At 34.9% G+C, this 18,788-nt stretch carries 18 protein-coding genes; 14 read left to right on the top strand and 4 right to left on the bottom strand.

Features of this window, described 5'->3' with window-relative positions; genetic code table 11:
• Positions 1–17: 17 nt before the first annotated feature.
• The gene (locus J2S15_RS10255) at positions 18–1,193 is read right to left on the bottom strand and encodes an aminotransferase class I/II-fold pyridoxal phosphate-dependent enzyme (protein ID WP_370872521.1); all 1,176 of its coding nucleotides are present in this window, start codon (positions 1,191–1,193) and stop codon (positions 18–20) included.
• Complete coding sequence (locus J2S15_RS10260) at positions 1,193–1,681, bottom strand: Lrp/AsnC family transcriptional regulator (RefSeq protein ID WP_307407961.1); 489 nt, start codon at positions 1,679–1,681, stop codon at positions 1,193–1,195. Before J2S15_RS10260 ends, J2S15_RS10255 begins: the two co-directional genes overlap by 1 nt.
• Before the next feature lie 114 nt (positions 1,682–1,795).
• Between J2S15_RS10260 and J2S15_RS10265 the strand changes: the two genes are divergently transcribed.
• Both J2S15_RS10265 and J2S15_RS10270 read left to right on the top strand, forming a co-directional pair.
• Entirely contained in the window at positions 1,796–2,944 is a 1,149-nt protein-coding gene (locus J2S15_RS10265) for a helicase-related protein (RefSeq protein ID WP_307407963.1), read from the top strand.
• Positions 2,896–3,537, top strand: a complete 642-nt coding sequence (locus J2S15_RS10270; RefSeq protein WP_307407964.1) for a ComF family protein — start codon at positions 2,896–2,898, stop codon at positions 3,535–3,537. Before J2S15_RS10265 ends, J2S15_RS10270 begins: the two co-directional genes overlap by 49 nt.
• A 4-nt stretch (positions 3,538–3,541) precedes the next feature.
• Here J2S15_RS10270 and J2S15_RS10275 read toward each other — a convergent pair whose 3' ends face one another.
• The gene (locus tag J2S15_RS10275) at positions 3,542–4,381 is read right to left on the bottom strand and encodes a mechanosensitive ion channel family protein (RefSeq protein WP_307407965.1); all 840 of its coding nucleotides are present in this window, start codon (positions 4,379–4,381) and stop codon (positions 3,542–3,544) included.
• Between the two features lie 445 nt (positions 4,382–4,826).
• Between J2S15_RS10275 and J2S15_RS10280 the strand changes: the two genes are divergently transcribed.
• The 12 genes from J2S15_RS10280 to J2S15_RS10335 all read left to right on the top strand — a co-directional run bounded on the left by J2S15_RS10280 (position 4,827) and on the right by J2S15_RS10335 (position 17,990).
• Positions 4,827–5,027 (top strand): cold-shock protein, encoded by a 201-nt coding sequence (locus J2S15_RS10280; RefSeq protein WP_307407967.1) that lies wholly within the window; start codon positions 4,827–4,829, stop codon positions 5,025–5,027.
• Positions 5,028–5,157: 130 nt separating this feature from the next.
• A complete protein-coding gene (gene secA / locus J2S15_RS10285; protein ID WP_307407969.1) occupies positions 5,158–7,491 on the top strand; it encodes a preprotein translocase subunit SecA in 2,334 nt (777 codons plus the stop codon).
• Between the two features lie 2 nt (positions 7,492–7,493).
• A protein-coding gene (gene prfB / locus J2S15_RS10290) for a peptide chain release factor 2 (protein ID WP_307407971.1) occupies positions 7,494–8,595 on the top strand; the annotation gives its coding sequence in 2 pieces (ribosomal slippage) (positions 7,494–7,562 and positions 7,564–8,595; 1,101 coding nt in all).
• A gap of 7 nt (positions 8,596–8,602) precedes the next feature.
• The gene (locus J2S15_RS10295) at positions 8,603–9,457 is read left to right on the top strand and encodes a YitT family protein (protein ID WP_307407972.1); all 855 of its coding nucleotides are present in this window, start codon (positions 8,603–8,605) and stop codon (positions 9,455–9,457) included.
• A gap of 104 nt (positions 9,458–9,561) precedes the next feature.
• Entirely contained in the window at positions 9,562–10,251 is a 690-nt protein-coding gene (gene ftsE / locus J2S15_RS10300) for a cell division ATP-binding protein FtsE (RefSeq protein WP_307407974.1), read from the top strand.
• On the top strand, positions 10,244–11,137 hold the full coding sequence (gene ftsX / locus J2S15_RS10305; protein ID WP_307407976.1) for a permease-like cell division protein FtsX: 894 nt from the start codon (positions 10,244–10,246) through the stop codon (positions 11,135–11,137). Before ftsE ends, ftsX (J2S15_RS10305) begins: the two co-directional genes overlap by 8 nt.
• Positions 11,138–11,228: 91 nt before the next feature.
• Positions 11,229–12,116, top strand: a complete 888-nt coding sequence (gene ftsX / locus J2S15_RS10310; protein WP_307407978.1) for a permease-like cell division protein FtsX — start codon at positions 11,229–11,231, stop codon at positions 12,114–12,116.
• 25 nt (positions 12,117–12,141) lie between these two features.
• Complete coding sequence (locus J2S15_RS10315; RefSeq protein ID WP_307407980.1) at positions 12,142–13,461, top strand: coiled-coil domain-containing protein; 1,320 nt, start codon at positions 12,142–12,144, stop codon at positions 13,459–13,461.
• A gap of 223 nt (positions 13,462–13,684) precedes the next feature.
• Positions 13,685–15,091: a coiled-coil domain-containing protein gene (locus J2S15_RS10320; RefSeq protein ID WP_307407982.1), complete on the top strand. Its 1,407-nt coding sequence runs from the start codon at positions 13,685–13,687 to the stop codon at positions 15,089–15,091.
• An 86-nt stretch (positions 15,092–15,177) separates the two neighbouring features.
• Positions 15,178–17,247, top strand: a complete 2,070-nt coding sequence (gene pulA / locus J2S15_RS10325) for a type I pullulanase (RefSeq protein WP_307407984.1) — start codon at positions 15,178–15,180, stop codon at positions 17,245–17,247.
• Between the two features lies 1 nt (position 17,248).
• The gene (locus J2S15_RS10330) at positions 17,249–17,608 is read left to right on the top strand and encodes a DUF4234 domain-containing protein (RefSeq protein ID WP_307407986.1); all 360 of its coding nucleotides are present in this window, start codon (positions 17,249–17,251) and stop codon (positions 17,606–17,608) included.
• Entirely contained in the window at positions 17,589–17,990 is a 402-nt protein-coding gene (locus J2S15_RS10335; RefSeq protein WP_307407988.1) for a DUF2752 domain-containing protein, read from the top strand. Before J2S15_RS10330 ends, J2S15_RS10335 begins: the two co-directional genes overlap by 20 nt.
• 37 nt (positions 17,991–18,027) lie before the next feature.
• On the opposite strand, the gene J2S15_RS10340 is transcribed toward J2S15_RS10335, so the two are convergent.
• The gene (locus J2S15_RS10340; RefSeq protein WP_307407990.1) at positions 18,028–18,759 is read right to left on the bottom strand and encodes a YwqG family protein; all 732 of its coding nucleotides are present in this window, start codon (positions 18,757–18,759) and stop codon (positions 18,028–18,030) included.
• Positions 18,760–18,788: the final 29 nt, after the last annotated feature.

Here is an 18,788-nt window from a genome sequence, read left to right on the forward strand (position 1 = left end):
TATATAAAAAAGAAGAACTAATCGTTCTTCTTGCGGTTATCTAGAAATAATTTAATTCGTTCTAAAGCAATTTTGATTTCGTCGATACTATATGCATAGGATACACGAATGAATCCTTCTCCAGAATTACCAAATGCAGTTCCGGGTACACAAGCAACTTTCTGGTCCTTTAGTAACTCTTCACAGAATTCCTCTGAAGTTAATCCAGTAGGACGAATATCTGGAAAGATATAGAAAGCTCCTTTTGGCAGATGGGTTGGTAAACCAAGTTTATTGAATCCATCCACAATATAGTTTCTTCTAGCTTTATATGCATCACGCATCTTGGCTACTTCATGATCACCATTCTTCATTCCTTCTATTGCAGCGTACTGCGACATAATAGGAGCACACATGATGGTGTACTGGTGAATCTTGGTAACAGCAGCAACAAGCGTTGCATCACCTAATACGTACCCTAAACGCCAACCAGTCATCGCAAATGCTTTACTGCATCCACTGATAATCAACACCTGGTTTTTTATTTCTTCAAAGCATGCCAATGAAGCATGTTTTTCACCATAAATTAAATCAGAATAAATCTCATCACTAATAACAATTAATTCATGTTCTTTAATAATTGGAACTAACTCAGCGTAATCTTCATGGCTCATTGTCCCACCAGTTGGATTTGAAGGATAGTTTAATAATAAGATTTTTGTTTTGTCACTAATTGCACCAAGTAAATCCTCTTTTGTGATTTTGAACTCATTTTCACTTTTTAGGTTAATGTATTTACATACACCACCACCTAAAATGACGGCAGGTTCATAAGCTACATAACAAGGATTTGGTATGATTACTTCATCTCCAGGATTCAACAGTGCACGAAAGCAGTTGTCAATTCCTTCACTACCTCCAACCGTTACAAGTATTTCCGTATTTGGATCATAACTTAAGTTGTAATGACGCTTCTGATATCTGCTGATTTCTTCTCTTAGTTCAATAAGTCCTGCATTTTCAGTGTAGGTTGTTTTACCTGACTCAATTGCATAAATTGCTGCTTCTCTGACATTCCATGGAGTATCAAAATCTGGTTCACCAACTCCAAGTGAGATTGCACCTTCTACCTGTTTAGCAACATCAAAGAATTTTCTGATGCCGCTTGGTTTAATTGTCTGTACTAATGTACTTAAATATTTTGATGTATCAATCATGGTGTAATCAACAACCTTTCACTAGGTTTCTCATCTTCTGCCAGGATGATACCATTTGCTTTATATGTCTGTAATACAAATAATGTGGTAGTTGATGTAACTCCATCAATACAAGCCAGTTTTGTTGCGACAAAGTTCGCAACTTCTTTCATTGTTCTACCATGAATAATAATAATGAAATCATTTTTACCACTAGTTAGGTACATTGATTCTACTTCAGGGTATTTATAGATTTTTCTTGCTACATAATCATAACCACTATCACGTTTTGGTGGTGCATCCACATAAATAATAGAAGTAACTATCTCTTCGTGGGTTTTATCCCAGTTAATAATTGTGTGGTAACCACAAATGATTTTTTCTTTTTCGAAGGCGGCGACTTTATCCAAAATAACTTGTTCATCTGTTTGCAAGATGATAGCTAAATCTTTTGGTTCATATTTAGCATTGTTTTCTAATAGATTTAATAATTCAATGTCTTTCATAATTTTTGCCTCCGTTTTAATTGGTTATATTGTACCTCTTTGAAAACAATTAGTAAATATTTTTTAAGGTTTAGGAAGTAGATGGTATTTCGTGAAGTATAGATTGGTGATCATATGAAATGTAAACGTTGTAATAATTCAGATAAAGATAAGTTTTATAAATGGAATGGAAGTTGGTATTGTCGTAACTGTATAAGGTTTGGAAAAGTGGAAGTAAATCAGGAAATTATTCCACCTGATTTAACAAGTAATCAGATTGATACTTCTTATGTCTTGGACTACGAGTTAACAAATGAGCAGCAGGAGCTGATGGAAGAGATAGACAGTCGAATTCATGAGAAACCGATGCTTATTTATGCTGCATGTGGGGCAGGGAAAACTGAAACCACAATGGAGCAGATATCAAACTATATTCGCGAAGGAAAGAAGGTAGGATATGCAATATCACGTCGTCAGGTGGTGTTAGAGATTGCAGAACGTCTTTCTCATGCCTTTAAAGAAGTAAAGGTGACTCCGGTGTGTGCTGGCTATACAACAGAAGTGGATGGCGACATTATTGTATGCACAATGCATCAGTTACATCGTTATCATCAGACGTTTGATTTACTCATCATGGATGAGATTGATGCTTTCCCATATGAAGGAAATGTTATATTACAGTCGCTTGCACAGAATGCCTGCAGAGGAGAACTGTTACTGTTAACAGCAACACCAAATGAACAACTTAAGGAACAGGTACGAAAGAACGAAATCAATCAGGTAACGCTATTTAAAAGACATCACGGGCATCCATTGGTTGTGCCTAAAATTTTGTGTATGCCAAAAGTAGTGCAGTATCTGTTTTTGATGTATCTGTGTTTAAAACATAAAGATAAAAAGTGGATAATCTTTCTGCCAACGATTGCACAGGTTCAACAAGTCTTTCATGCAATGAAGTATTTATGTAAATGTTCCAATATTACATCTAAAAGTGAAGACAAGGAACAAGTAATGGAGGATTTGCGATGTGGAAAGATTCAAGTTGTATTTGCCACAACTATTTTAGAAAGAGGGATTACGATTGCAGGTGTGAATGTATGCATCGTAGGGGCAGAGCATCAGGTATATAAAGAATCGAGCTTGATTCAAATGGTGGGCAGAGTAGGAAGGAAAAGAGAATATCCAAGTGGTTATGCTTATATACTTGCAAGCAAAAAAACAAAGGAGATGAAACAATGTGTTCAAACTATAAAATGGATGAATCAAGATCATTCAAATGTCTGATTTGTTTTGAAGATATTCAAAATGGTATCTCATTTTTTGATTATTTTAAACGACCGGATTGTATTTGTGGAAATTGTCGACAGAAGTTTGTGATTTTGAATAAAGAAGTGAAAGTAAATGGATTATCCATTTATGCACTATATGAATATGATGATTATTTAGAAGATCTTATGTTTACATTTAAAGAAAATAAGGATGTAGCATTACACCCGATTTTTCTATATCCATATCAAAAATTATTGAGAAAGAAATATCGAAAAGAAACCATTGTTTTTGCTCCTTCTTCATTGAAAAAAGAAATGGAAAGAGGGTTTCAGACATTGCCTTTGCTATTTCAGGGGATAAAGTTACCAACAATACAGTTATTTGAAAAAGAGAAGGACTATAAACAATCTTCAAAGCCCTTTCTGAGGCGTAAAGATATTAAGGGAGTCATTCATTTGCGTAAGAGTGTAGAGATGCCTGAGCGAATGGTGCTGGTGGATGATATGTGTACAAGTGGAGAAACCTTAAAACGAATGTATGAGTTAGTGAAACATAAAGAAAAGGTAAAAATCTTTACGATTGCAATCAATAAAAAACTTCTCGAATGAGAAGTTACTTTTTGATGAATGCTTGATTGTATGGGATTTCTATTCCTTCTTTATCAAAGCGTTTCTTAATTGAAAAACGAAGGTCCGATAGCATTTCAAATCCTTTAAAACTATTTTCAGAGTTTACAGTGCAACGAAGCATCATCGCATATTGGCTGAACTCGATACAACGAACTACAATGGGTTTTACACCTGTAGAGATTTCCAGTGGAGTACGAGTGTCTACGAAGTCAGGATGTGCCATACATTCTTCTTCAATGATTTTAGTGGCTAAATCGATATCGGAATCATAAGATACTGGAACTAGGAAATAGTTTCCTTTAGTTGAATCAATCAGGGTTGCATTTTCGATGGTTGCCTGATTAATCTGATTATTAGGAACGATAATACGATTATTTTCATAGGTGCGAATGATGGTATGACGTAACGTGATTTCTTCTACAAACCCAATTAACTGTTCACCATTGATTTTAATTAAGTCACCAACAATAAATGGTTTGGATGCAACAACCATAATTCCACTTAACAGATTTCCTATGGTATCCTGTGCTGCAATACCAGCAATTAATGCAATAATACCAGAACTGGCAATAATTCCCTGAGCGATACTTGAGAAGATATGAAATCTTGATAATATGATTAATACTAAGATAATCCAGAAAAGCCCACGTACAATGTTTAGGATACTTTTCTGGTTGTCTAAATGTCTTGTTTTCATAAAACGTTTTACAAATACAAAACAGATATAAAAGAATAAGGCAAAACTTGCAATAACAATAGCGGAACCAAACAGTCCATCAATTAAGACGTTATCGCCAAAGGTTGTCCAGTCAAAATTTTCCATAGAAGAATCCTCCTTTTATGAAATATTATACTATAACTGTTTACTTAAACAAGGGAAGTTCACAGAAAATTATGTGAATAAACAGTTTTATAATTGTTTTGATTTGAATGCATAGGATTTTCTATTTAATTGGATAATAAATAGAATGAGCTACTTTATGAAAGTGAAATCCCCCCCAAAAAAATGAATCAGATTATTGGATAATATGAATGCAAGATATTTATCCTGTAAGTGGTGGGAAGGAGAGGAAAGCGATTACAAAATGGGTTAGTCAATGAAGTTAAAAAGTAGTTTCATCCCATAGATAGTAGGGTTTATCAGTGAAAAACTTCACAATATCATTTTCTAACAAATTGTGGAAAAATTTGTGTTTTTCATTAATAAATAGTACAATATGAATATGTAGTATAGTTATTGCATAGAAAGGTCATAGGTTATTAGGTTAATGCAAGGAAAAGTAAAGATGTTTAACCCTGAAAAGGGTTTTGGTTTCATTACAATTGAAGATGGTAGTGATGTGTTCTTCCACTATTCACAATTAATGATGGAAGGATTCAAAACAATTGAATCTGATACAGAAGTTGAATTTGAAGTAATTGAAACTGATCGTGGATTACAAGCTCAGGATATTAAACCAATCGCTTAGTTCACTAATAAGAGTAAGGTGTGTGTCTTACTCTTTTTTTGTGTTTTTTTGAAGTGTGCTTTTCTGAGATAAAATATAGTTTTTCTAATATAAATGAGGTATAATAGAAAAAGATTGTGGAGGTAAGAATATGAGCATTCTAAATCGTTTGTTTAATGGAGATACGAAACGTGTGTCAAAACTAGAAAAGGTCGCTGAAAAAGTTGGTGCCCTTGGTCCAGAAATGGAGAAGTTAAGTGATGAAGCGTTAAAAAATAAGACTGCAGAATTTCAAAAGAGATATCAGGAAGGGGAAACGTTAGATGACTTAATGGTAGAAGCTTTTGCGACATCTCGTGAAGCTGCGAAAAGAGTTATTGGCGAATATCCTTACCCAGTACAAATTATGGGTGCTGCAGTTATGCATGGTGGAGATATTGCGGAAATGAAGACTGGGGAAGGGAAAACCCTAACTTCAACAATGGCAGTATATTTAAATGCCCTTTCTGGAGAAGGTGTACACGTTGTAACGGTCAATGAATATCTGGCTGCTCGTGATGCTGAATGGATGGGTCAAATCTATCAGTTCTTGGGATTAAGCGTAGGTGTTAATATGCGTGCCCTTACAGCATCTGAAAAACGTGCTGCATATGCATGTGACATTATGTATACAACAAACTCAGAGTTAGGATTTGACTATCTGAGAGATAACATGGTTACTGATAAAAAAGACCGTGTTATGCGTGGTTTAAAAACGGCACTTGTCGATGAGGTCGATTCAATTCTGGTCGATGAATCAAGAACACCACTGATTATTTCAGGGGGAGCAAAAAAGACAGCGAACTTATATCAGACAGCTGATCGCTTTGTGAAGTCTTTAAAACCAAGTGATTATGAAATTGATGAAAAGACACGTCAAGTACGTTTAACTGAAAGTGGAGTTGGTCGTGCAGAGCGTTCTTATAAAGTAAAGAACTTATATGATGTAGAACACAGTCAGTTAGTTCACCATATTACTATGGCATTACGTGCAAACTACATAATGCAAAGAGATGTTGAATATGTAGTTGCTGATGATGAAATTGTAATCGTTGACCAATTTACTGGTCGTTTAATGAAAGGTCGTGCGTATTCTGATGGATTGCATCAAGCAATTGAAGCAAAAGAAGGCGTTAAGATCAAAGAAGAAACATCAACACTTGCAACAATTACATACCAAAACTTCTTCCGTTTATACGATAAGTTGTGTGGTATGACAGGGACTGCAAAGACTGAGGAAGAAGAATTCCTTTCAATCTATAACATGCGTGTTATTGAGATTCCTACAAACCGCCCAGTGGTACGTGTGGATCATCCAGATGCAATCTTTGCAACTCCTGAATATAAATTCTTGGCACTTGTGGAAGAAGTAAAAGCTTTACATGAAAAAGGACAACCAGTATTGGTTGGTACAATTTCGGTAGAAGTATCAGAACACATTGCACAGATGCTGAAAAAAGAAAGAATTAAACATGAAGTATTAAATGCAAAGAATCACGAACGTGAAGCGGATATCATTAAGAAAGCTGGGCAAGTTGGAGCGGTAACAATTGCAACCAACATGGCTGGTCGTGGTACCGATATTAAGCTTTCTGCTGAATCAAAAGTATTAGGTGGATTAGCAGTACTTGGTAGTGAACGTCATGAATCACGTCGTATTGATAATCAGTTACGTGGACGTTCAGGTCGTCAAGGTGACCCTGGGTTCTCACGTTTCTATGTATCTTTAAAAGATAGTCTGATGATTCGTTTTGGTAAAGAAACATTACTAGATAGTGCATTCTCATCTTTAGAAGGTGAAGCAATTGAATCAAAGATGGTTTCAAAAGCAATTGGAAATGCGCAAAAACGAGTGGAAGGTCAAAACTTCGATGTTCGTAAACAATTACTTGAATATGATGATGTATTACGTCAACAACGTGAAATCATTTATGATTTACGTAATCATATTTTAGATAATGAAGATGTACATGATATCGTAAAAGATATGTTTACAAGAGTTACAGATGCAGTTGTAAATGCTAATGTAGATGGTAATGGTGAAGTAGATCCTCAATCACTTGCAAAAGGATTTGAAGTGTTAGGATTTGAAGAAGGAAGTATCAAACCGGAAGCATTTATTGGACAGGCAAATGAAGAAGTAAAAGAAAAAGCATTTAATTATGCTTGGGATTTCTATGATTCTAAATTAGAAGGAATCAGAGAACAATATGCTAAATTTGAACGTAATGTTGTACTTCGTACAATTGACCGTAACTGGATTGATCATATTGATACAATGAGTAAACTTCGTGATGGTATTCACTTACGTAGTTATGCACAAGGAAATCCACTTCAACAATACGTTCAAGAAGGATTTGATATGTTTGATGATATGTCACAAAATATTGCCAGAGAAATCGTATTCTTTGCAATTAAAATAAAGATTGAAAGAAAAGAGGCATAGTTATGGAATTATATGAGATTAAAGCTCATTTAAAGGACTATAGTGAGAAGCTGAAACAGCTTGGTGATTCACTTTGACTTATCTGCTAAGAAAAGTCAAATCGAAGAATTGGAGAAAGAACAGGTTGCAGAAGGGTTCTGGGATGATTATAAAAAGGCTCAGAGTACCGTGCGCGAACTGAAACTATTAAAGGATTATGTGGAAACATATAATCGCTTAAATGGAGAATATGAGAATCTTGAGGAAGTGTTTGAAATGCTGAATCAGGATGCTGATAGTGAATTACAGGAAATATTTGAGGAGGACTTTACGTCATTTGAGGCTTCATTAGAAGACTTTGAAATCAAGGTCCTTCTTTCTCATGAATATGATCAGTCCAATTGTCTTTTGGAACTTCATCCAGGAGCAGGGGGAACCGAATCATGTGACTGGTGTGAAATGTTATATCGTATGTATACAAAGTATGCAGAAACAAAAGGGTTTAAAGTTAGTGTGATGGATTACTTACCAGGTGAAGTTGCTGGTATAAAATCGGTTACTGTATTAATTGAAGGTCCAATGGCATATGGTTATCTGAAGAGTGAAAAGGGAGTGCATCGTTTAGTGCGTATCTCACCATTTGACTCTGGAGGAAGAAGACATACATCGTTTGCATCGGTAGATGTAATTCCTGAATTTAATGAGACAACAGAATTAGAAGTAGACGATAAAGATTTAGAGGTTGAAACAATGCGTTCCAGCGGGGCAGGTGGACAGCATGTCAATAAGACCGATTCAGCCGTAAGGGTAACCCACATCCCTACTGGTATCAGCGTGAAGTGTCAAAGTGGACGTTCACAACATGATAACAAAGACAAAGCAATGATGCTGCTTAAGAGTAAGCTGTATCAGTTGCAGGTGGAAGAACAGATGAAGAAAGTGGCAGAAATCAAGGGAGAACAGAAACTGATCGAATGGGGATCACAAATTCGTTCTTATGTATTTCAGCCTTATAAATTAGTAAAAGATAATCGTACAGAATATGAAACAACAGATGTACAGGGTGTAATGGATGGAAAGCTGGATAATTTTATCTTTGCTTATCTGAAAACACTGGTAAAGTAGGAGGCGTATGGAAAAGAAAGAGTTTGTGAAAGATATAATATTTGTTGTGGTAGGAAACCTCATTTTAGCAGCAGGTGTTTCATTCTTTTTAGTACCAAACTCAATCTTATCAGGTGGAGTTGCTGGGATTGCGATTGCAATAGAACCAGTTGTACATATCCATCCCAATACGATGATTACAATATTAACTGTTATTCTGTTTCTGGTCGGCGCGGTGTTTCTTGGTAAAGGTTTTATGTTTAAAACTGCCTTGTCGAGTGTAATATATCCGATATTTGTTTCTGTACTAACAAATTTTGCCGATGTGATTGAAATAACCAGTGACCCAATTCTTGCTTCCATTTATGGTGGAGTATTTGTTGGTGTTGGATTAGGAATTGTGTTTCGAACTGGAGCATCTACAGGTGGAATGGATATCCCACCACTTATTATTCATAAATATACCCATATTCCAGTACATACATTAGTATTGGCAGTTGATGCATTAACAGTGCTGTTGGGAATGTTGATTCATGGTATAGAGCCTGCATTAATTGGACTTATTTCAGTTTGGGTTTCTTCGGTGATGGTGAATAAGGCGATGATGTTTGGATTGCATGAAGCACAATCAATTATGATTATTAGTGAAAAGCATAAGGAAATTCTGGAAGAGATTTCCAAACAATTGGATCGTGGTGCTACTATCTTAGAAGGACAAGGTGGTTACACCAATGAAAAACGTCCGGTACTGATGGTTGTTATCTTTAGAAAGCAATTTCCAGTATTGAATCGGATTGTGGAACATATTGATCCAAATGCATTTGTAATTGTACATGATGTAAATGAAGTACAGGGCGAAGGATTTACCTATAGCGAAACCTAGAGGCAATATGCATATATAAATTATAAAATATATGTATATGTTATGGATGTTCGTTGAGGTTTTATAAGTAGTTTGTTATAATAACTAAAGTAGGAGTGATTGCTATGATAGATTTGATGGGTGTGTCAAAAACATATAAGAATGGTGTTCATGCAATAAAAAACATGACTCTTCATATTGATGAAGGGGAGTTTGTATATATAATAGGGCCAACAGGATCAGGAAAATCAACGTTTATTAAATTAATCGATGGTGAAGAAATTCCTGACAGTGGTACAGTAATTGTGGCTGGTACTGATGTTGGAAAGTTAAAATTTAAAAAAGTTCCGTATTATCGACGTAATATCGGGGTTGTTTTCCAAGACTATCGTCTTTTGCCAAATCTAACGATTTTTGAGAATATCGCATTTGCGTTAGAAGCGATTGGACAAGATAAAGCAACGATCCGTAAACGTGTCAGAGAAGTATTGGAACTTGTTTCTTTAGAAGAGAAGGCACGTAGTTTTCCACGTGAATTAAGTGGAGGACAGCAACAAAGAGCAACCATTGGTCGTGCAATAGCGAATAAACCAAAAGTATTGGTTGCGGATGAACCTACAGGGAACTTAGACCCTGAGAAGTCAAATGAAATTATGCGTCTTTTAGAGAAAATTAACGAAGAAGAAAAAACAACAGTTGTGATGGTAACCCATGACAGCACTCTTGTAGACGAATTTAAAAAGCGTACGATTGCGCTTGAAGAAGGTTATGTAGTTGCTGATATGATGAAGGGTGGCTATATCAAACATGAGTAAATTTTTAAGAACTCTACCAGTACATTTTCGTAGAGCTTTTTATAATATTAAGCGTAATTTCGCCAGTACATTGTCAAGTGCATTTGCAGTTATGATTACTTCGACTTTGATTTCGGTCTTTTTGATATGTGCATTTAATGTTGATTCGTTTGCACAACGAATTGAAGATACAATTCGTATTGCTGTGCGAATAGAAGACAATGCTGATAAAGATAAAATTAAAACTGAACTGGAAGATATGAAGTATGTTTACGAAGTAAATTATTCAAGCAAAGAAGAACAGTTGGAAGACTTTATCAATAGTGATCAAGGTGGCGAAAAATATCGGATGTTTGAAGATGATAATCCAATGTATGCTACATATTTTGTGGATATAAGCGATCCAAACCAGTTTGAATCAGTGGCAACTGCTGCTGATAAATTAGAAGGTGTAAAAGATACATCTTATGGTGGAACTGCTTCTAGAGATATTGTTAATATTTTTAATAATGTACGTATTGGTGGTGCTGCTTTAGTAGGAGCATTATCGCTACTGGCAATTTTCCTGATTTCAAATACGATAAAAATTAATATTAATAATCGTAAAGATGAAATTGGAATTATGCGTAATGTAGGAGCCAGCAACTGGTTTATCAAGATACCATTCCTAATTGAAGGAATGCTGATTGGAGTCATTGGTTCGATTATTCCAATATTGGCTACAATCTTTGGATACGGTTTCTTATATAGTTATGCAGGTGGACAGTTCTTTACATCAATTCTTAAGTTGTATGCACCCGCTCCATTTGTTTATCAGATTAGTTTAGTATTATTGGGAGTAGGTATTGTTGTAGGATTACTTGGTAGTTTACTTTCAGTAAATAAGTATTTGAAATGGAAACGTTAGAAGCATATTTGAGTGATGGTTCTAAGTTTGTTATAATATTGTAGATAATTAATTAAATGAATTTAACGAGATGAAAGGTCAGGACAGTTACATGATTACATTTTTCAAATCATTACCTTTTCATATAAAAACAGCAATGAATAGTATTCGCAGAAACCTAGGAAATGCTGTTTCAAGTGTATTCGCAGTAACGGTGACATTGATACTGATCATGCTGTTTGCTGTGGTTGCTTTAAACGTAAGCGGGTTTACAGTGAATATTGAGGATAATGTGCAAATTTTTGCGAGAGTGGATAACATTAATGACAACCATGAACAACTGCAGGAGCAAATAGAAGATATTGCTCATGTAGATAAAGTTGTCTATTCTGATGCAGATGAACAATTAGAGAAAGTAATGAGCAATGGTGAAGGGTTAGTAAGTATTGAAAATGAAAACCCACTACCAGCTGCATTCTATATTGATGTAGATCAAGGTAAGAATGTAGAAGCGGTTACTGATAAAATAGAGTCAATGGATGGAATTATGGATGCCAGTTATGGTGGTGATACTATTACTGAGATGATTAACAGTTTTAATTCACTTCGAGTATATGGTGGTATATTTGTAGGAATCATTTCACTTCTGTCAGTATTCCTGATTTCCAACACGATTCGAGTGAATATTTTCAGTCGTCGTAATGAGATTGCGATTATGAGAAATGTAGGAGCAAGTAACTGGTTTATTAAAGTCCCATTTTTGATTGAAGGGATGTTTATTGGAATCATTGGATCAATTGTTCCAATTCTGGTTACCATATTTGGATATGGTTTCTTGTATGATAGTTTAGGTGGACAATTCTTTACTGCCATGTTTAAACTACGTGCACCAATGCCATTTGTTATGCAAATTAGCGGTGTATTACTAGGTGTAGGTGTTATAGTAGGGTTAGTAGGAAGTTTTATATCGATTAATAAACATTTAAAGTGGAAACGTTAATTGAAAAGAGTATAGAGAGGTATTTATGAAGAAAATGAAGAGATTTAGTATAGTGGCCGTTGCCTTGGTACTTATGCTTACTGCTGTGTTATATAAAGGTAGTGAAGTAGAAGCGAATGATTTTGAAGGTAATGAATCTTACTGGACCGATGTTTGTTCTCAATACATAACAGATGCAAGTCTGAAGCAGACATGTAATGAGTACAAATCTTACTTACAAAATAAAGCAAATGAGAAGCTGGATGAAGCTTCAAAAGTGCAAAGTCAGGTTGATGAAGTAGAAGGTGATTTAGCTGCTTTAGGTGAACTTGCTTATTCATATAAAGATCAGATTGCACAGGTTGAATCTGAAATCAGTGCAAAGGAAGCATCAATTGCAGAATTGGATGCAAGTATTGCAGCTGTAAATGAAGAAATAAGAGTACAAGAAGAAAAGATTGCTCAACGTAAAGAGAGTATTAAAAGCCGTATGGTTGATCTTCAATATTCAATGAACTCAAACGAATATATTAATTATATTATGGGTGCTGAGGATTTAGTTGATTTCATTCAACGTTCTGAAAGTATCGGAACATTTACTGAATATGACAATACAAAGATGGATGAGTTAAATGATGAAATTGCAGTTCTTGCAGATCAAAGAGAAGAACAGCAACGGATGCAAGAAACGCAAGAAGCTGAAAAAGCTGTTCTTGAACAAGAAAAAGAACGTGTATCAGCAATGAATGACGAAAATGAGAAATTGCTAGCTACACTTGAAACTAAGAAAACAGAACTTGCAGGGCAACAGGCAGCAGCGAGTGATGCTGCATCAGCTTACTCTAGTTTGATGCCATCTGAGGCGGTTTATATACCACCTTCAGTTGGTCAAGAAGGTGGAGGAAATGCTGGAAATGCGGCAAATTCTGGAGAAATTAACTTCTATAGTGATTGGTATAAATCTCCATATAATATTATTAGTAATGTAAACTTAACTGGTCAATGTACATGGTTTGTACATGGACGTGTTGGTGAGAAGTCTAATGGTGCTTATCGTAATTCGATTCCAACAGGGAATGCAAATACATGGTATGCTGCAGCAGGTCTTCCAAAAGGGTCAGAGCCAAGATCTAATTCACTTATTGTCTGGGGTAATGGTTCTTATGGACATGTGGCTTATGTAGAGTCATACGATAGTGCAACAGGAACAATTCGAATCACTGAAGGGAATGTAAATGCACCTAATGGTGGTTTAGGATATGGTACTAGCCTTGCAACAGCAATTGCATACACTAACGATATGACATTACCATATAGTTCATTAACTTCATCACGTGGAGCACCAATTGGATTTATTTATCTATAAAGTGAAAGCGACGCAAGTCGCTTTTCGTTTGGATTTATATATTAGATAAGACCAAAACCTTTCAATATTCTAATTAAATTATATTTAATTAATACAATTTGTCATACAAATCAGTAGCAAATGTAATGGAATTGATGTTATAGTGGAATTAGTAAGTAATACTATATTGACTAATAAATATTTGAGATGGTAGCGTTAATGAAAAAAGTATGAAGAGGTATTTATGAAAAAAATGAAGAGATTTAGTATCGTGGCTGTTGCCTTGGTACTTATGCTCACTGCTATACTATATAAGGGTGGTGGAGTAGAAGCTAATGATTTTGAAGGTAATGAGGCACATTGGACTGGTGTTTGTTCTCAATACATAACAGATGCAAGTCTAAAGCAGTCATGTAATGAGTACAAATCCTACTTACAAAATAAAGCAAACGAGAAGCTGGATGAAGCTTCAAAAGTGCAAAGTCAAGTAGATGAAGTGAAAGATGATTTAGCTGCTTTAGGTGAACTCGCTTATTCCTATAAGGATCAGATTACCCAAGTGGAATCTGACATCAGTGCAAAAGAAGCATCAATTGCAGAATTGGATGCAAGTATTGCAGCTGTTAATGAAGAAATAAGAGTGCAAGAAGAAAAGATTGGTCAACGTAAAGAGAGTATTAAAAGTCGTATGGTTGATCTTCAATATTCAATGAACTCAAATGAATATATTAATTATATTATGGGTGCTGAAGATTTGGTTGATTTCATTCAGCGTTCTGAGAGTATTGGAACATTTACCGAATATGACAATAAAAAGATGGCTGAGTTAAGTGATGAAATTGCAGTTCTTGCAGATCAAAGAGAAGAACAGCAACGGATGCAGGAAACACAAGAAGCTGAAAAAGCCGTTCTTGAACAAGAAAGAGAACGTGTAGTTGCAATGAACGAAGAAAATGAAAAGTTGCTAGCTACTCTAGAAACTAAAAAAAGTGAACTTGCTGGCCAACAGACAGCAGCGAGTAATGCAGCATCAGCATACACAGATTTAGTACCAACACCACCAATGGATTTACCACCAGAAGTTAGTGGAAATAATGGAAACAGTGGAAATAACGGAAACAACGACAATGGCGGAAGCAATGAAAACGGTGGAAGCAACGAAAATAGTGGAAACAGTGGAAACAGTGGAGGAACTGCAGGAAATGCAGCGAATTCAGGAGAAATTAACTTTAATAGTATCTATTATTCTTCTCCATATAATCCTATCAGCAATGTGGCTTTGACAGGACAATGTACATGGTTTGTCCATGGTCGTGCTGGTGAGAAGTTTAATGGAGCTTATCGTTATTCAATTCCAACAGGGCATGCAGGTACATGGTATGCAGCAGCAAATCTTCCAAAAGGATCAGAGCCAAGAGCTAATTCGATTATTGTTTGGGGTGGAGGTTCTTATGGTCACGTTGCTTATGTAGAGTCATATGATAGCGCAACGGGAACAATTCGAATAACCGAAGGTAATGTAAATTCGGGAGGAGCTTTGGGTTATGGTGCTAGTCTTTCTCTGGCTATTCAATACACAAACGATATGACATTGTCATATAATGGATTAGTATCATCTCGCGGTACACCAGTTGGATTTATTTATCTATAAAATGAAAGCGGCGAAAGTCGCTTTTCGTTTGGATTTTTATTATTGGTAAGGTGTGTTACAATACTCATAGAAGGATATGGTGAAGTATGAATGAGATGTATAAAACTTATCTGGATGGATTCCATTTAGTCACAATAACACGAAGAAAAGATACCATAACGGATAAACCAGTTCGTTATTATTTAGAAGACCAGGACAACGCACAAATTGAGTTGACAGTGAAGAATACAGAGGAAACACTTGATACATTTACGTATCAGTGTGAGCTGTATGAAACAATTGTTTTTGGTCATCATTATGAAACAGTAAATGAGATGGGTAGAAGAACTCCCCTGATTTTTCGTGATGTTGTGAAGAGTGAAGTCTTTGATAAATTGTTTTATTACCCAGGAAATGATTTAGGATATACCTATGATGAAACAGGAACAATGTTTAAGTTATGGGCGCCAACAGCATATAGTGTTGCACTTGAACTAACATTCGCAAATCATACCTCACCATTACCAATGAAACGTTCAAGTTTTGGTGTGTATGAAATAGAAGTTCTGCAAGATTTAAAAGATGTACGTTACAACTTTTTAGTTGGCGTGAACGGTGAACTGCATCGTTGTCTGGACCCATATGGAAAAAGTGTAGATACTAACTCAAAACATAATATTGTAGTAAAAGTTGAAAAACCAGAATTAAATAATGAACAATTGCCAATGCTTAATTCTTACTGTGATGCAATTATTTATGAGGCAAGTATTCGTGATTTTACGCCTGAACAAACAATTGCAGCGTTTACCAAAGAACGCGAAGATGGAAGTGGATTTACCCATCTTTGTGATTTAGGAATTACCCATGTGCAATTGATGCCAGTACTGGACTTTGCCAGTGTAGATGACAGCAGACCAAAAGAATTTTATAACTGGGGTTATGATGTAAATGCATGGATGGCTCTGGAAAATACATATAGCAGTAATCAATACAATCCTGAGCAGGTAATATATGATTTGCAGAAGTTAGTAAGCGACTGTCATGAAAAAGGCATTCGTGTATCCTTAGATGTAGTATTTAATCATGTGTTTGAACTAGACACATCAGCACTCCAACAAAGTGTTCCTTATTATTATTTTCAGTTAGATGAAAATAATAATTATTCAAATGCTACGATGTGTGGAAATGATGTCGATTCTACACGTAAAATGTGTTCAAAACTAATTGTAGATGCATGTGTTTATTTACTTGAATATTTTGATATTGATGGTTTACGCTTTGATTTAATGGGAATTTTAGATATAGATACATTAAATAAAATAGTAAGTGAAATGAAATCAAGAAAAGCTGACTTTATGGTTTATGGTGAAGGATGGAATATGCCTTCAACCTTAGCAGTAGAGAAGCGAGCAAGTTTACAAAACAACCAACGGATGCCAGAAGTGGCACACTTCTCAGATGTGTTTAGAGATACAATTAAAGGTCATCAGATGAAAAATTATCTGGAGTATGGTTATGCTCTTGGCAATACGGATTTGATGTTTAAAGCAATGAATACACTAAGTGCAAGTGTTGGTGACTTTGGCTTTGAACGAGTGTTTACTTATCCAACCAATGTTATTAATTATGTAGAGTGTCATGACAATATGACTTCTTGGGATCAGATTGATGTTGCTATTAATGATAGTGAAGAAATTAAAAAGAAATATCATAAACTGATGTTGGCAATGGTGCTGTTGGCACAAGGGATTCCATTCCTTCATAGTGGACAGGAATTTATGAGGACTAAACATGGGAAAAATGATACCTATAATGCTGGAGATGAAATTAATCATTTAGATTATGAGAGAATGAAAGAACATCAGGATGTAGTTCAATATTGCAAGGATTTAATTGCAATACGTAAACAATACAGTTTATTTCGTATGAGCACACCTGAAGAAGTTTATCAGATTCATTATGAACATATCGATGATAAAGTGATTTCCTATATCTTAGGGTATGGTGATGAACAATTAGAAGTAATTTTTAATCCAACAAGAAATAGTTATGTTAAACAATATGAGGATGAAAGAAAAATAATTTTCTTAAATGGAATATGTGAAGATAAGTATGGAAAAGAGTTTCCTATTTCACCATTAGATGTTATAATTTTATCCAAAAAAGAGGAGAATTAATATGGTTAGAAAAAAAGATATTGTTGTCAGTGTTTTGTTAAGTATATTCACATGTGGAATTTATACTTTATATTGGACAGCAACAATTACAAATGATGTGGCAGATATCTTACGTGACAGTAGATATCGTACTGGAGGAACAGTTGTATTACTGACAATTTTTACTTGTGGTATTTATCGTATCTATTGGACATATGTAACTAGTAGAGACATTTACTACGCAGAACAAGACTTAGGAATGCGTACAAGTGATAATACAGTTCTTAATGTAATTTTAGGAATATTTACGGCAACGATTATTCCTATGGTAATTATGCAAAAATCAATAAACGATATAAGTGATGAATTATACAACGCTTAAGAAATTAGGTTTTGTAGCAATTGTTGGATTTCTCTTACTATTTGTAGTGGACACTTTTTGTCCAATTGAAAATATTATAGGAATTCCATGTCCTGGATGTGGTATGAGTAGTGCATTTTATCATCTGATACATTTAGATTTAAACAGTGCAATGTTCTTTCATCCATTAATTATTCCATGTTTACTTTATTTTGTGGGAATTGGAATTGCATATTTGCGTTATCAAAGTTTTAATAATAAACCAGTAAAAATACTTACAATAATATTTATGGTTGCTCTAGTTGTGGTATATGTATATCGAATGATTACAATATTCCCAGAGTATCCAATGATGTATAATAATGATAGTTTACTCGGAAGAATTATAGAGTTTATAAATTAAAAATACGATTTCTGTTTGATACAGGAATCGTATTTTTTTAACAACATTGCCAATCGTAATAAACATTTTCAAAGTTTAAATTAATTAAATCTTCTTTAGAAATTATAAATGTACAGTTTCCACTGTCACCAAACATAATTCCACAAGTATCATCCACATCAAGTTGAAGTAAGAGGTCATATTTATTTTCGTCATAATATTCTGGTGGTGATTGAACAAACAGTGGATATCCATTCACTCGGGAACCCTCAGCATAGCATACATCATAGAGAGCATTCCACTCATCTTTAGACACTTTGTCAAAGAATCGGTCATGGAATGTATCACATTCAGTTGATATTAACATTTCTCTTTGAGTGAATATCATTTTTCCTTCGTGATTAAATGGAGTATGACCAACATACTGGTCTTCATAAGGGTTTCTAGAAATTGCCTGGAGTGTGCTTTTCTTGTATTCAGGAATATATCTTACCGTACATTTATCATCATATCCTAGACAATCATTGTCTTCAATATAAAACTGTAGTAATCCTTTGGATGGAAAATTAGGAAGCGATGGCATTTCTTCAAGATTTAATTGTGCTAAAAACATCATTGGTTTTTTATTTGCTCCAATAGGATAATCATTCATGTTTTCTAAATATGGGCATCCACCACATTTACTATCCCAAGGCAGCGTAGTCCTTTTCTCGAATGTGATTTCATTTGATAAACGAAGTGTAGATTCTAGAAAGTGAGAATGCTTGTTTAGAATTTCAGGTAATTTCATAATTGGTCTCCTAGTATATTGTATTTGAT

The organism is Breznakia pachnodae (assembly GCF_030814225.1).
Taxonomy (GTDB): domain Bacteria; phylum Bacillota_I; class Bacilli_A; order Erysipelotrichales; family Erysipelotrichaceae; genus Breznakia; species Breznakia pachnodae.